The sequence below is a fragment of the Yoonia sp. SS1-5 genome (assembly GCF_038443705.2).
Classification (GTDB): Bacteria; Pseudomonadota; Alphaproteobacteria; order Rhodobacterales; family Rhodobacteraceae; genus Yoonia; species Yoonia rhodophyticola.
The window spans coordinates 430,145-444,278 of the sequence record NZ_CP151767.2 but is presented as its reverse complement, the minus strand read 5'-3'; the positions used below and the strand labels follow the sequence as shown (position 1 = coordinate 444,278).

At 58.2% G+C, this 14,134-nt stretch carries 18 protein-coding genes; 14 read left to right on the top strand and 4 right to left on the bottom strand.

The window, feature by feature from the left end; genetic code table 11:
* The first annotated feature begins 152 nt into the window (after window positions 1-152).
* Window positions 153-548 carry a hypothetical protein gene (locus AABB31_RS03705; RefSeq protein WP_342075794.1) on the top strand — a complete coding sequence of 132 codons (396 nt, stop codon included), beginning with the start codon at window positions 153-155 and terminating at the stop codon, window positions 546-548.
* On the opposite strand, the gene AABB31_RS03700 is transcribed toward AABB31_RS03705, so the two are convergent.
* The 3 genes from AABB31_RS03700 to AABB31_RS03690 are packed head-to-tail and all read right to left on the bottom strand — an operon-like array spanning window position 549 to window position 2,600.
* Entirely contained in the window at window positions 549-1,070 is a 522-nt protein-coding gene (locus AABB31_RS03700) for a gamma carbonic anhydrase family protein (protein WP_342075795.1), read from the bottom strand.
* A complete protein-coding gene (gene gmk, locus AABB31_RS03695) occupies window positions 1,067-1,705 on the bottom strand; it encodes a guanylate kinase (RefSeq protein WP_342075796.1) in 639 nt (212 codons plus the stop codon). Before gmk ends, AABB31_RS03700 begins: the two co-directional genes overlap by 4 nt.
* 4 nt (window positions 1,706-1,709) lie before the next feature.
* On the bottom strand, window positions 1,710-2,600 hold the full coding sequence (locus AABB31_RS03690; RefSeq protein WP_342075797.1) for a YicC/YloC family endoribonuclease: 891 nt from the start codon (window positions 2,598-2,600) through the stop codon (window positions 1,710-1,712).
* A 192-nt stretch (window positions 2,601-2,792) separates the two neighbouring features.
* Between AABB31_RS03690 and AABB31_RS03685 the strand changes: the two genes are divergently transcribed.
* Entirely contained in the window at window positions 2,793-3,434 is a 642-nt protein-coding gene (locus tag AABB31_RS03685) for a PAS domain-containing protein (protein WP_342075798.1), read from the top strand.
* Between the two features lie 9 nt (window positions 3,435-3,443).
* Here AABB31_RS03685 and AABB31_RS03680 read toward each other — a convergent pair whose 3' ends face one another.
* Window positions 3,444-4,814 carry a class II 3-deoxy-7-phosphoheptulonate synthase gene (locus AABB31_RS03680; protein ID WP_373635442.1) on the bottom strand — a complete coding sequence of 457 codons (1,371 nt, stop codon included), beginning with the start codon at window positions 4,812-4,814 and terminating at the stop codon, window positions 3,444-3,446.
* Between the two features lie 198 nt (window positions 4,815-5,012).
* Between AABB31_RS03680 and AABB31_RS03675 the strand changes: the two genes are divergently transcribed.
* The 12 genes from AABB31_RS03675 to AABB31_RS03620 all read left to right on the top strand — a co-directional run bounded on the left by AABB31_RS03675 (window position 5,013) and on the right by AABB31_RS03620 (window position 14,122).
* On the top strand, window positions 5,013-6,014 hold the full coding sequence (locus AABB31_RS03675; protein ID WP_342075799.1) for a GlxA family transcriptional regulator: 1,002 nt from the start codon (window positions 5,013-5,015) through the stop codon (window positions 6,012-6,014).
* Window positions 6,015-6,119: 105 nt separating this feature from the next.
* The gene (locus AABB31_RS03670) at window positions 6,120-7,316 is read left to right on the top strand and encodes an ABC transporter substrate-binding protein (RefSeq protein WP_373635441.1); all 1,197 of its coding nucleotides are present in this window, start codon (window positions 6,120-6,122) and stop codon (window positions 7,314-7,316) included.
* A gap of 63 nt (window positions 7,317-7,379) precedes the next feature.
* A complete protein-coding gene (locus AABB31_RS03665; protein WP_342075801.1) occupies window positions 7,380-8,159 on the top strand; it encodes an ABC transporter ATP-binding protein in 780 nt (259 codons plus the stop codon).
* Window positions 8,156-8,755, top strand: coding sequence for a hypothetical protein (locus AABB31_RS03660; protein WP_342075802.1), 600 nt, complete (start codon window positions 8,156-8,158; stop codon window positions 8,753-8,755). The genes AABB31_RS03665 and AABB31_RS03660 overlap by 4 nt, the downstream gene beginning before the upstream one ends.
* A 42-nt stretch (window positions 8,756-8,797) precedes the next feature.
* Window positions 8,798-8,956, top strand: a complete 159-nt coding sequence (locus AABB31_RS03655; protein ID WP_342075803.1) for a hypothetical protein — start codon at window positions 8,798-8,800, stop codon at window positions 8,954-8,956.
* On the top strand, window positions 8,953-9,666 hold the full coding sequence (locus AABB31_RS03650; protein ID WP_342075804.1) for an ABC transporter ATP-binding protein: 714 nt from the start codon (window positions 8,953-8,955) through the stop codon (window positions 9,664-9,666). The genes AABB31_RS03655 and AABB31_RS03650 overlap by 4 nt, the downstream gene beginning before the upstream one ends.
* On the top strand, window positions 9,663-10,007 hold the full coding sequence (locus AABB31_RS03645) for a hypothetical protein (protein ID WP_342075805.1): 345 nt from the start codon (window positions 9,663-9,665) through the stop codon (window positions 10,005-10,007). The genes AABB31_RS03650 and AABB31_RS03645 overlap by 4 nt, the downstream gene beginning before the upstream one ends.
* A 37-nt stretch (window positions 10,008-10,044) precedes the next feature.
* Window positions 10,045-10,185, top strand: a complete 141-nt coding sequence (locus AABB31_RS03640) for a hypothetical protein (RefSeq protein ID WP_373635440.1) — start codon at window positions 10,045-10,047, stop codon at window positions 10,183-10,185.
* Window positions 10,182-10,577 carry a hypothetical protein gene (locus tag AABB31_RS03635; protein ID WP_342075806.1) on the top strand — a complete coding sequence of 132 codons (396 nt, stop codon included), beginning with the start codon at window positions 10,182-10,184 and terminating at the stop codon, window positions 10,575-10,577. Before AABB31_RS03640 ends, AABB31_RS03635 begins: the two co-directional genes overlap by 4 nt.
* The gene (locus AABB31_RS03630) at window positions 10,577-11,587 is read left to right on the top strand and encodes a branched-chain amino acid ABC transporter permease (RefSeq protein ID WP_342075807.1); all 1,011 of its coding nucleotides are present in this window, start codon (window positions 10,577-10,579) and stop codon (window positions 11,585-11,587) included. The genes AABB31_RS03635 and AABB31_RS03630 overlap by 1 nt, the downstream gene beginning before the upstream one ends.
* Window positions 11,584-12,885 carry a branched-chain amino acid ABC transporter permease gene (locus AABB31_RS03625; protein ID WP_342075808.1) on the top strand — a complete coding sequence of 434 codons (1,302 nt, stop codon included), beginning with the start codon at window positions 11,584-11,586 and terminating at the stop codon, window positions 12,883-12,885. The genes AABB31_RS03630 and AABB31_RS03625 overlap by 4 nt, the downstream gene beginning before the upstream one ends.
* A 61-nt stretch (window positions 12,886-12,946) precedes the next feature.
* A complete protein-coding gene (locus tag AABB31_RS03620; protein WP_373635439.1) occupies window positions 12,947-14,122 on the top strand; it encodes a TauD/TfdA family dioxygenase in 1,176 nt (391 codons plus the stop codon).
* Window positions 14,123-14,134: the final 12 nt, after the last annotated feature.

The window sequence follows — 14,134 nt, the reverse complement described above, 5'->3', positions numbered from 1 at the left end:
AATCCGCCCCTTTCCCGCGACTTAGTACATTTTTTTGCCAAAATAGTGGAATTTTCGCAGCAATTCTTTTTTCCGGGTCGGAACATTCCTGACCTACCCCGCGTTGATTTCAGGAATGACCAAACAACCTAGCGAATGAGATGGTAACATAAATGGCAGGTCAAACGGGACAGAACCGGCAGATCGAATTTGCAGAAGAATTGCACGAGTTGCAAAGCAAAACGCTCGTGATCGGCGATCTTGAAAGATGGAAGGCACAGGGACGTGTTGTTCCACCACTTGATGGCTTTGACTTTGTCGCGGTAAGCGACCTTGATGAGGCCGTGATGAATGACAATGCGCCTGATATGGTGCTGTCACCGCTTGTTGCGGATGATTTTGATGCCGTTGACGTGGCGATGAAACTGATCGAATTGCGGTTCAGTGGCCGGTATCGGGCCATTGCAGACGATCTGCCCGATGCCGAACTGATCCGACGCGAGGTCAAATCACTGGCGCCGCAGCTTGATTTCGACCTGCTGCTGATGCCCCGCATGGCGGGCGAGTAGTTAGACCGGCCTTAGATTTTCCCGGAACCGCGCTGCATTCTTTTGGTAATGCAGCGCAGATAGCCGCAATCCGTCGATTGCCTTGTCGTCGAGTTCCCGGATCACCCGCCCCGGCGCGCCCATCACCAGCGAGCCGTCAGGGATTTTCTTGCCTTCGGTGATCAGCGCACCCGCCCCGATCAGGCAATTCGCCCCGATCCGGGCCCCGTTCAGCACCGTCGCCCCCATACCAATCAGGCTGTTTTCGCCGATGGTGCAGCCATGCAGCATGGCCTTGTGCCCAATGGTGCACCCCTCCCCAATGGTCAGCTTATAGCCCATATCGGTGTGCAACACGCAATTCTCCTGCACGTTACTGCCCGCCCCTATCGTAATCATCTCGTTATCGCCACGCAGCGTAGAGCCAAACCAGACAGAGGCCCCGGCCCCTAGCGTCACCTTACCAATAATGTAGCAACCGGGCGCGACCCAGGCCTGGGCATCGACGACGGGCTGATCCGGACCGAGGGCAAACAGGCTCATGCCATTTCCCCGAACTCGGTCTGCAATGCCCGCACGTGACCGACCAGGGCGGGTTGTTGTGATCTGCGCAGGCGTTCGGCGCTGATGATGGTCTTCAACCGCTCTTCGGTTTCGTCCAGATCATCATTGATCAGCACGTAATTGTAGCCATCCCAATGACTGATTTCGTCCCAGCTTTTCTGCATCCGCCTTTCGATAACGTCCGGGGCATCCTGCCCACGGCTGACAAGCCTGCGGTGCAGTTCGGCGATGGACGGGGGCAGAATGAAGATCGACAGAACATGTTCCTGCAGGGCCGAGTTGCTGATTTGCTGCGCGCCTTGCCAGTCAATGTCGAACAACACATCGCGGCCGGTATTGATCGCCGCGCGCACCGGGGTTTCGGGCGACCCGTAGTAATTCTCGAACACCTTGGCATGTTCCAGCATTTCGCCATCCGCCACCTGCTTTTGAAACTCCGGCACATCCACAAAGACATAATCCTTGCCCGCGACCTCGCCCGCGCGCGGGGCGCGTGTTGTCGCCGAGACCGAGAATTGCAGGCTGTTATCCCACGCGCGCAATCGGCCAGCCAGCGTGGACTTCCCCGCACCTGATGGGGATGACAAAATGATCAACAGGCCCCGTCTGTCCATCTGATTACTCCACGTTCTGGATTTGCTCGCGCATCTGGTCGATCACGGCCTTAAGGTCAAGCCCGATCGCCGTCAGCGCCGGTGACTGCGCCTTTGAACACAGCGTATTGGCCTCGCGGTTGAATTCCTGGGCAAGGAAGTCCAGCTTGCGCCCTGCCGGCGCATCCTGCGCCAATAGCGCGTAGGCCGCTTTGACATGGGTCTGCAGGCGGTCGATTTCCTCGGTCACATCCGCCTTGGCGGCCAATAACGCAAGTTCCTGTGCAACGCGGGCTTCTTCCACCTCGGCCACATCATCCACAACGCGCCGCAACGCCGCTGTCAGGTTTTCCTTGATCTGGGGCAGACGGGCGGCGGCGGCCGCTGCCGCCTGCTGGGTCAGGTTGGCGATCTGATCCACCTGTGCGGTGATGACATCATGCAGGGCCGCGCCCTCTTCCTGACGCATCCTGATCAGATCCGCCACCAGATGCGGCACATCCCCGATCATGGCTGCAGCAAGGGCTGCGCCATCATCATCCGGCTTGCCCGCAACCATGACCCCCCGATGCGCCAGAACATCCGCAGCCGTGGGCTGCGCCAGCGTGACGCCAATTTCAAAGGCGCGGTTTTGGACGGCATCCAGCGCCTGCAGCACCGCATCAAGCTGGGTTTGATCAAGGCTGAGGGCCTGCGCACCCTCATCCTTGGTGACGCGCAAATTCACTGTCACATTCCCCCGGGCCAGTGCGGCCTTAAGGGCGGATCGCAGCGCAGCTTCCAGCCCCTCGATCCCGTCGGGCAGCCGCAGGCGCAGATCAAACCCCCGGGCATTCACGCTGCGCATATCCCACGCCCAGGTCACGTCGTCCTGCGTTCCGGTGCGGCTGGTGAATGCGGTCATGGATTGGATCATTGCGTGGGCCTTATGTGGGGTATTTGCGACACCTAAGGGGAAAGCGCGGCGCGTGGCAAGCGCAAGCCCCTTTGGCGTTAACCCGTTAACACTTTGTTAAGTGAATAAAGCGGTAATGTTTGTTAAAACCTCTTTAACATTAAATTGGTTTTGCTCCGGTCCGGCGCAACGACAGCGAAAGCAGAGGTCACTATGAAAATCGTTGAAAATCACCCGCAGCGCCGCAGGGCCGATCTGCCCGGAGCCGGAAACGAAACGCTCGAAAGCCTCGAGAGGTACTGGCAGGCTTTGCGCCACGCCCAACGCATTCCGTCACGCAATGATATCGAGCCCAGCCAGATCGACAGCGTTCTGCCGCACGCCTTTATCCTGCAGCGGGTGGCCCCCGGTATTGCCCGGATGCGGGTCGCAGGTCAGCACCTGCACGAGATCCTCAAGATGGATGCGCGCGGGATGCCGCTCAGCACGTTTTTCGCACCCGAAGCCCGCGATGAGATCGCCCGGCTGATCGAAGCTGCCTTTTCCGAACCCGCGATCATGTGCCTGCCGCTCAACTCGCCCGGCTCGCTTGTCCGGCCGCATCTGACCGGCACGATGCTGTTGCTGCCGCTGCGCGACGAAAAAGGCGAGACCAGCCGCATTCTGGGCGCGCTTGTGACCGAAGGAAACACCGGCACACGGCCACGTCGTTTTGAAATCACATCCGGTGCGCGGATCCGGCACGAATCCCTGGGTATCCAGTTGGCCAGTGTCCAGCCGCTTGTGCAGCCGACCCAACAACAAGGGCCGAACACACAGCGTCCGGCCCTCAAACTGGTTGTCAATAACGGGTAGGGTTGCGCCCTACCCCGCCTTGGCCTGTTGGATCGTATCGCGGCGGGCCGAAAGCTCTTCTGCCACAAGGAACGCAAGTTCCAGCGATTGCGAGGCGTTCAGGCGCGGATCACATGCGGTGTGATAACGATCTGACAGATCCTCGTCCGTCACGGCACGCACACCACCGGTGCATTCCGTCACGTCCTTGCCGGTCATCTCGAAATGCACGCCGCCGGGGATCGTTCCTTCGGCGTTATGCACGGCAAAGAATTCCTTGACCTCGCGCAGAACGCTTTCAAAGGGCCGGGTCTTGTAGCCGGTGGATGACTTGATCGTGTTGCCATGCATCGCGTCACAGGTCCAAACCACATTGGCGCCCTCTTCCTCGACCGCCTTGATCAGCCGGGGCAGATGTTCGCCCACCGACCCTGCACCAAAACGGGCAATCAGGGTCAGACGACCGGCCTCATTGTCCGGGTTCAGCGATGCCATCAGCGATTTCAGATGACCTGAGGTCATGCTGGGACCGCATTTCAGGCCAATCGGATTCATCACCCCTTTGCAGAATTCCACATGCGCCCCGTCCGGCTGCCGTGTCCGGTCGCCGATCCAGATCATGTGACCGGACCCCGCAAGCCACTTGCCCGAGGTCGAATCCATCCGGCACAGCGCCTCTTCATATTCCAGCAGCAACGCTTCGTGGCTGGTAAAGAAATCCACCGTCTGCAATTCGTGATTGCGGTCCGTATCCAGGCCAGCCGCCGCCATGAAATCAAGCGTATCACTGATCCGGGCGGCCATGTCGCTATATTTGGTCACCTCGTTCATATCGGTGAAGCCGAGCGTCCATTTATGCACGTCATGCACGTTGGCATAGCCACCCGTTGAAAAGGCACGCAGCAGGTTCAGCGTGGCCGCGGCCTGCAGGTAGGCCTGCAACATGCGTTCCGGGTCCGGGACGCGGCTGCTTTCCGTGAACTCGAACCCATTGATGATATCGCCGCGATAGCTGGGCAGTTCGACACCATTGACCGTCTCTGTCGGGGCCGAGCGTGGTTTGGCCATCTGCCCGGCCATACGGCCCACTTTGACCACCGGCACCTTGGCGCCATAGGTCAGCACCATCGCCATCTGCAACATCACCTTGAACGTGTCGCGAATGCTGTCCGCCGCGAATTCGGCAAAGCTTTCCGCGCAGTCACCGCCTTGCAGCAAGAACGCCTCGCCCCGGCTGACAGCGGCCAGTTCAGCGCGCAGATTGCGGGCCTCGCCTGCAAAAACCAAGGGAGGATAGCTGGCAAGGCGAGCTTCGACAGATTTCAGCGCATCAGCGTCGGTATACTCAGGCATCTGAACCCGGGGCTTTTTGCGCCAGTCAGATTTTTGCCAGTCGGTCATTTTGTTGCTCCATTTCCTGTGTGATAGCGCCGTTGCCGCTAACATTTGTTGCGTATAACGCGGGTCTGCGGGCGGGCCAATGGCAAATTGCATCAACCACACGCTCTCTATGGATCAGGTTTTGCTACATTCCCTCTTGATCGTGTCAGGCAAACCTGCTGAGGTCTCGCAGTTAATTCCGGCCGGGACGCCAAGACCATGTCAACCGAACCTCAAATTGTCGATGTCGACCACAGCGGCAAGCCCCGCCGATTTGTCTTCACGCTGATGCAGGATTTTACCATGCTGTGCTTTGCCAGCGCAGTTGAAAGCCTGCGGATCGCCAATCGCACGGCGGGCAAGGAACTCTACAGCTGGACCATCATTGGTGAAGGCGGCGAGGATGCGACCTGTTCGAATGGCTGCGCCTTTCGGCTTCAAGGTGATCTGGGCGAGTTGAACCGCGACGACACGATCATGCTGTGTGGCGGTGTGGATGTGCAGCAGGCCACGACAAAAAAATGCCTGAACTGGCTGCGGCGCGAGGCCCGGCGCGGTGTGACCATCGCAGGCCTGTGTACCGCAGGCTACAGCATGGCCAAGGCGGGGCTTTTGGATGGGCGGCGTGCGACGATCCACTGGGAAAATCAGGACAGTTTTGCCGAAGAATTCGAGGATGTAGAATTGACCAAGTCGGTCTTTGTGGTCGATGGAAACCGGATCACCACCGCAGGTGGCACCGCATCAATTGACCTGATGCTGAAACTGATCGCCGATGATCATGGTGAGGATCTGGCGAATGCCGTGGCCGACATCCTGATCTATTCCTCGATCCGCACCGATCAGGACACCCAGCGGCTGTCAATTCCAACCCGCATCGGGGTGCGGCATCCAAAATTAAGCCGGGTCATCCAGATGATGGAACAGAATATCGAGGACCCGATCAGCCCGGCCATTCTCGCCCGGGATGTCGAGATGTCCACCCGGCAGCTGGAACGGCTGTTCCGGCGGTATCTGTCCAGAAGCCCCAAGCGGTATTACATGGAACTGCGGCTGCAAAAGGCCCGCAATCTGCTGATGCAAACCGATATGACGGTGATCAATGTGGCCCTTGCATGCGGCTTTGCCTCGCCCTCGCATTTCTCCAAATGCTACCGGTCGCATTACGACACCACCCCTTACCGCGAACGGGGCAGCCACGCGGCGCGGCTGTCAATCTAGGCACCACTTGCCGAAAGTAAGCCTGCCTTTTCTTGCGCCTTTCCTTTTGGAAACAGGCTGATAATCTGCGCGACAGGGTACTGATATCCACTAGGGAGACAACAAATGAAAAAATTGATGATGGCGACAACCGCCATGGCAATGATTGCAGGCGGCGCATATGCGGATGGGCATGCAGAAGAAATCAAGATTGGCGTGATTCTGGGCTTCACCGGCCCATTGGAATCGATCACCCCCGCCATGGGATCCGGTGCAGAGCTTGCGATGGCCGAAGTCACTGAATCAGGTGCGCTTTTGGGCGGCGCCAAGGTAACATCCGTACGCGGCGACAGCACATGTATTGATGCCGGCGCTGCAACCGCCGCCGCCGAACGCCTTGTCACGTCCGATGGCGTGAATGCGATCATGGGGGCCGACTGTTCCGGCGTGACGGGTGCGATTCTGGCGAACGTGGCGCGTGCAAATGGCGTTGTGATGATTTCGCCTTCCGCAACCTCGCCCGGTCTGTCGACAGCCGAGGATGACGGCCTGTTTTTCCGCACCGCCCCATCAGACGCCCGTCAGGGCGTGATCATCACCAACATCCTGCAAGATCGCGGTTTCAGCGAAGTTGCCCTGACCTACACCAATAACGACTATGGCAAAGGTCTGGCCGATGCGTTCCAGGCGGCATTCGAAGACGCTGGCGGCACCGTCACCATTTCTGCTGCACATGAAGACGGCAAGGCTGACTATTCAGCAGAAGTCGGCGCGCTGGCCTCTGCGGGCGGTGAAGTGCTGGTGGTTGCGGGCTATGTCGATCAGGGCGGTTCCGGCGTCATTCGGTCTGCATTGGATACCGGCGCGTTTGACACATTCTACGTGCCAGATGGCATGGTCGGCACCAAGCTGAACGAGAATTTCGGCGCAGAGCTGAACGGATCCTTCGGTGCCTATCCGGGAACCGACAGCCCGGGTGCTGCAAAATTCGTGGAAATGGCCGAGGCTGCAGGATTTGACGGCACTGGTGCTTTCAGCCCCGAAAGCTATGATGCAGCCGCGCTGATTATGCTGGCCATGCAGGCGGCAAAATCCTCTGCCTCTGCCGACCTCAAGGATCATGTCTTTGATGTCGCCAACGCGCCGGGTACGGAAATCTTCCCCGGTGAGCTGGCCAAAGGTCTGGAATTGTTGGCGAATGGCGAAGATATCGACTATGTCGGCGCCTCCGCGGTGGAGCTGATCGGACCGGGTGAAAGTGCCGGGAACTATCAGGAAATCGAATTCGCCGATGGCGTCTATTCGACAATCGGTTACCGCTAAGCGGTCAACATCAGTGAAGGCAGCGCATCACCCGATGCGCTGCTTTTCTATAAAGGGCAGATCATGATCGTTGTTGAAAACCTGGTGAAGACCTTTGGCGGGTTTCGCGCCGTCGACAACGCATCGCTGCGTATCGAACCGGGCAGCATTACCGGGTTGATTGGCCCGAATGGGGCCGGAAAAACAACACTTTTCAACGTTATAGCGGGCGTTCTTAAACCTACATCCGGCAAGGTCACGATGGCGGGCGAAGACATTACCGGTCTGCCCCCGCATGATCTTTTTCACAAGGGATTGCTGCGCACATTCCAGATCGCGCATGAATTTTCCTCGATGACGGTACGTGAAAACCTGATGATGGTTCCGGGCGACCAGTCGGGTGAGCGTTTGTGGAACACCTGGTTTGGACGCCGGCGCATCGCGGATGAAGAACGCGCGCTGCAGGCCAAAGCCGATGAGGTCATCGAGTTCCTGACAATTGATCACCTGAAGGACGAAAAAGCCGGCAACCTGTCCGGCGGGCAGAAGAAACTGCTGGAACTGGGCCGCACCATGATGGTTGATGCCCGGATCGTGTTTCTTGATGAGGTGGGCGCAGGGGTCAACCGGACCCTGCTGAATACGATTGGCGATGCGATCATCCGCCTCAACCAGGAACGCAACTACACGTTTGTGGTTATTGAACACGATATGGATTTCATCGGCCGCCTTTGCGACCCGGTGATCTGCATGGCCGAGGGCCACGTTCTGGCCGAAGGAACACTGGCCGAAATCAAGGCCAATGAACAGGTGATTGAGGCCTATCTTGGCACCGGCCTTAAGAACAAGGAAATGGTATCATGATCCGGGCTTGTGTCACAGGCCTCAGCATCGCGCTGGCAACCGGGGTCACCGCGCAAGAGGTGATTGGCCGTTCCGTTGTCGACGGGCGCGCGATCCAGATATTAGATGATGGGACATGGCGCTATGCGCGCCCGACCGAGGGCGGTTGCGAGGATATCACCGGGTTCCTGCGGTTTTGTGGCAAAAACGATGGGTGGTCCCGGACAACAATTCCCAATCCCGATGTGGCGGCGGCCTATCGTTACGATGACAGGCACTATGCGCAGGTCATCTCCGAGGAACTAGGCAGCGACGATGGCATGACGGCCGAATTTATGCGCAAGGTAGTGGTCGAAAATGCCGCCGGCATTGTGGGCCTGCGCGTCGAGGATATTCCGGTTCTTGATGTCTACCCGTCCGAAGTCGACGGGCAACCAATCGAGACAATCGCCTACACATTTGAGATTGACGGGCTGAATGTCGTCTACGCGAATGGCATTTTTTCGTCACCCAACCGGACAATGCAGCTGATGACATTTGCCATTGGGACCAAATTCTCTGACCGTCACAGATCACTGCATGAGGCGTTCCTGTCGCAATTGCGGATGGATCAGTGATAATGGGTGAAATGATCAAAACACCAAAGAAGGTACGAAGACATGAAATTCCTGCTTACCATTCTGCTAGGGGCGATTATCGGCTCGGCCGGGACATTCTACTATATTTATCAGAACCACGCGGATGCGTCTGAACAGGCGCTTATGCGCAACACGCTGACGACCTACCTGCCCTTCCTCGAAGAGTATGTTAATCAGTGAGTGAACCGTTTCTGATCGGTGACGCCATGACCGGCGGCTATGGCAAGGGCCCCGATATCCTGCACAGTTGTACGATTGCCGCCGAACGGGGCGAGATCGCCGTGATTGTTGGCCCCAATGGGGCGGGCAAATCGACGGCGATGAAGGCTGTGTTTGGCATGCTGAATGTCAATCAGGGCGCCGTTCGGCTGGATGGCGAGGATATCACCCAGCTGACCCCGCAGCAGCGTGTGGTCAAGGGGATGGGGTTTGTCCCGCAAACCTCGAATATCTTTACCTCGATGACGGTCGAGGAAAACCTTGAGATGGGCGCATTTATCCGGCGTGATGATTTCAGCGACACCATGGCGCAGGTCTATGACCTGTTTCCGATCCTCAAGGAAAAACGCGCACAGGCCGCGGGCGAACTTTCGGGCGGGCAACGCCAGCAAGTGGCCGTTGGCCGCGCGCTGATGACCCAGCCCAAGGTCTTGATGCTGGATGAACCGACCGCCGGGGTGTCACCTATCGTCATGGACGAACTTTTCGACCGCATCATCGAGGTTGCCCGCACCGGTATCCCGATCCTGATGGTGGAACAAAACGCGCGCCAAGCGCTTGAAATTGCGGATAAAGCCTATGTTTTGGTACAGGGCCGCAATGCGCATACCGGCACTGGCAAAGAGTTGCTGGCAGATGATGAAGTCAGGCGGAGTTTCTTGGGCGGATGAAGGTGCAGACAGCCATATGTGCCGTCTTCGCAGGCCCTTGCTGGGCCGAGAACATTGCCTGTGACATGGACGGGATAGCGCTTGCCTTTGCAATTGATCGCAACCAGTTCGTAGCCCCTGCCAGCCCTGACGAGCCGCCCCGCCGCAAGGTGACCATGGTCAGCATGGGTGATGCGCAGTTTCCCGCAGAACCCTTTTTGATCGGCAAGACACGTGGTTTCTGGGCGGAAGGATGGTCCGGTTCTGACGTGATTTTTGTGATGCAACCGGATGGTAGTGCGACTTACACCGACACACGCAGGGACACACGCCTTACCGGGCATTGCGAGGTGCGTCAATGAAAGTTGGACGACGAGTGAATAACAAGGGCATGATCTGATGATCGAACGTGACGCACGCCAAGAACTTGATATTGCATACAAAACCTATGTTCTCGTTCAGGGCCGCAATGTGCGTACCGGGCCAGGTAAAGAACTTTTGATAGATAATAAAGTCACGCGGAGTTTCTTGGGCGGATGAGAATTTTTACAAGAATTGGTCTGTTGGCCTTCTGCTTACCCACTGCTTCGGCGGCAGTAGCCACTTCTCATTATGAGTGTGAGTTATTGGCTGACGTGATCGTCAAGTCCAGCGACGAAGTTAGACGCGTTCCAAAAGGGACGGTATTCAATCATAGCGTTGGTGACGCGTTCGTAGGCTCAGATCTAGAAGGCCAAACCGTAACCTTGGATCGCCTTTCCATTAGCCGCGACATCAGCCTTCCAATCTTGACTGGCTACCGTTCTCAAGACGGTGAGCTGCTCACGCTTTACGATCGGTTCGGGCAAAATTTTCGCGATACCACAGGCCTTGAAGCGGCAGACCTTCAGGTGCTGGAATATCATTGTATCTCAGTAGATGGTTCATACTAATGGATTTTCTCAATGCCATCGTAGCCCTCGCCAATTTCGTCATCGTCCCAGGGCTCGCCTATGGCGCGCAGCTCGCCATCGGAGCGCTGGGTGTCACGCTGATCTACGGCATCCTGCGCTTTTCGAACTTTGCCCATGGCGACACGATGGCCTTTGGCACCGCCATGACGATCATCGGCACCAATATGCTGCTGGCACTAGGGATCACCTTTGGCCCCCTGCCGACCGCCCTGCTGGCCCTGCCCTTTGGGATCGGCATGACCATCCTGCTGGTCCTCGCGATTGATTGGCTGATCTACAAGTTCTACCGCGATCAAAGGGCAAAGCCGGTGATCCTTGTCATTGTGTCCATGGGCGTGATGTTCGTCATGAACGGCGTTGTGCGCTTCATTATCGGGGTCGATGATATCCGTTTTGCGGATGGAGAGCGCTTTATCGTTACCGCCCGGGAATTCAGGGACATGACCGGCCTGCGCGAGGGGCTGGCGATCAAAACGACGCAGGCATTGACCGTCGTGGTCGCGGTTGTCGTCGTGGCGATCCTGTTCTGGTTCCTCAACAAGACCCGAACAGGCAAGTCCATGCGCGCCTTTTCGGATAACGAAGATCTTGCGCTGCTGTCGGGCATCAATCCGGACTGGGTGGTCAAGGTCACGTGGATGATTGTGGCCGCATTGGCCACCACGGCAGGTGTCCTTTACGGGCTGGACAAGTCGTTCAAGGCATTCACCTATTTCCAGCTGCTGCTGCCGATCTTTGCGGCGGCCATTGTGGGTGGGCTGGGGAACCCGATTGGCGCGATCGCGGGCGGATTTGTCATCGCCTTCAGCGAGGTGACAATCACCTACGCGTGGAAAAAGGTGCTGGTCTATCTGATGCCCGACAGTCTGGAGCCTGACGGACTGGTCCAGCTGCTATCCACGGATTACAAATTTGCGGTCAGCTTTGCGATCCTGATCATTGTGTTGCTTTTCAAGCCGACGGGGCTGTTCAAGGGGCAATCGGTATGAACCCGACACTGAAGAATACAGCATTATTTTGCGGCGTTGGGCTGCTGATCCTGGGGACCGGTCTGGTGCAGGGCTGGAACTCTGCCCTGTTGATCGTGAACATGGGTCTGATCTCGGCGATCATGGCGCTGGGTGTGAACCTGCAATGGGGATTTGCGGGCCTGTTCAATATCGGGGTCATGGGCTTTGTGGCACTTGGCGGCTTGGCCACAGTCCTGATCGCGATGCCCCCCGTGGGCGAGGCGTGGGCCGCAGGCGGCGTGCAAATCATCCTGGGGCTGATTGCGGGTGCCGCCACCATCGCCGCTGCGATCTTCGCACAACGCCGGTTCGAAGGCCGCATGCGGGTTTTCATGACATTGGGCGTCTTGGTCATCGGGTTTATCGCGTATCGCGGTGTGTTTGACCCGGGCGTTATTGCGGTCGAGGCAGTGAACCCCGCAGCCACCGGCAATCTGGGCGGATTGGGGTTGCCGGTCATTATTGCCTGGCCCGTGGGCGGTTTGCTGGCCGCTGGTGCAGCCTGGATTATCGGCAAGACGGCTTTGGGCCTGCGGTCCGACTATCTGGCCATCGCCACGCTTGGGATTGCAGAGATCATCATCGCAATCCTCAAGAACGAGGATTGGCTGGCCCGTGGCGTCAAGAACGTCATCGGGATACCGCGCCCTGTCCCGCTTGAGGTTGATCTGCAGGCCGATCCCGACTTTGTCACCCGCGCGGCAGAGTTTGGCCTGGACCCGGTCACTGCCTCGACCCTTTATACGAAATTTGCTTATGCGGTCCTGTTCACCATTGTTCTGGTGATCCTGCTGGTGCTTGCGCAAAAGGCGCTGAACAGTCCCTGGGGCCGCATGATGCGGGCGATCCGGGACAATGAAACCGCAGCCGAGGCAATGGGCAAGGATGTCACCGCCCGGCATCTGCAGATTTTCATTCTGGGGTCGGCCATTTGCGGCATTTCAGGTGCCATGATGACCACCCTTGACGGGCAATTGACCCCCGGCTCTTACCAGCCGCTCCGCTTTACGTTCCTTGTCTGGGTCATGGTGATCGTGGGCGGGTCCGGCAATAACTTTGGGGCGGTCTTGGGCGGATTGCTGATCTGGTGGCTATGGGTGATGGTCGAACCGCTGGGCCTTGCCCTGATGGGTGGTTTGGCAGGGCTGTTGCCCGAAACCAGCAGCCTGCGCGAGACCTTGATTGACGGGGCAGCCCATATGCGCCTCTTGACGATGGGGTTGATCCTGCTGCTAGTGCTGCGCTTTAGCCCACGAGGGTTGATCCCCGAGCGTTGATTTTCCTTGCCCGGTTTGGCCAATCGCGCCTTTATGGTTCTGCCTATGGAAGGAGACAGCCATGAAAGACGCAGCCGAACTGCCAATCACGCCGGATTTTGACACCTGGCCGGTGACGCATGATGCCGTATCTGTCGCGCCGGAACGTGGCGCGCTGCGCATCACATGGTCCGATGATCAGGTCAGCCTGCACCACCCGCTTTTGCTGGCCGAGAATGATCCGTCGCCGCGGGTGCTGCACCCGCTCTCGCGCGAGACGGTCCTGAACCCGGTTGATTTTGCACCTGATCTGCAGGTGGCGGCCGCCAAAATCCTGCCCAATGGCGCGATATGCGTACGCTGGTCGCATGGCGACACCACCAGTACCTTTCACCCCGGCTGGCTGCGTGGCCACGCCTATTTCGGCGAGATGCCGGAGACCCCAAAACCCATTCTCTGGACAGCCGAGGAACAGCCCGGCCCACCCACCTTTCACGGCCCCGCGGCGCTGGATGATCCAAAGGTGATGCTGGCCTGGCTCTGTGCCTTGCGTGACTATGGCGTGGCCCGGTTGGAAAACCTGCCGGATCAGGATGGCCTGCTGGTCGAGATCGCCCAACGGATCGGCACCATTCGCGGAACGAATTTCGGGCCGACCTATACGCTGGAAATCAAGGATGACCCCGACAGCAACGCCTATACCGCCAACAGCCTGCCCCAGCATATTGATCTGCCCACCCGCGAATGCCCACCCGGCCTGCAATTTCTTTACTGTCGGACCAACACCACAACCGGCGGCGAAGGCCTGTATGTGGATGCCTACCGCGTGGCCAAGGACATGCGCCGCGAAGAACCCGCGCATTTCAGGGCGCTGTGCGAAATACCCTGGACCTACAATAACCGCGCCAAGACCAATAGCTACAAGGCAAGCGGCCCTGTTGTCGAACTGGATGCCGATGACCAGATCACAAGTGTGCGCTACAACACCTGGCTGCGCAGCCCCTTTGTCGGCCCGATAGAAGAACAGGACCGGGCCTACCGCGCCTATCGGGCCTTCGCCGCCCGGGCGCAGCATGATCGCTACCTGATGAAAATTGTGTACCGGCGCGGCGACCTTCTTGGCTTTGACAATCGGCGGGCCCTGCACGGGCGTAACGGCTACGATGCCAAGGGCGGAAGCCGCTATATCGAGGGGCTTTATTCCGACCGGGATGATCTCTACTCGGCGATCCGGACATTGCAGCGTCAGATCGGGTGATTTGGGTGGTGG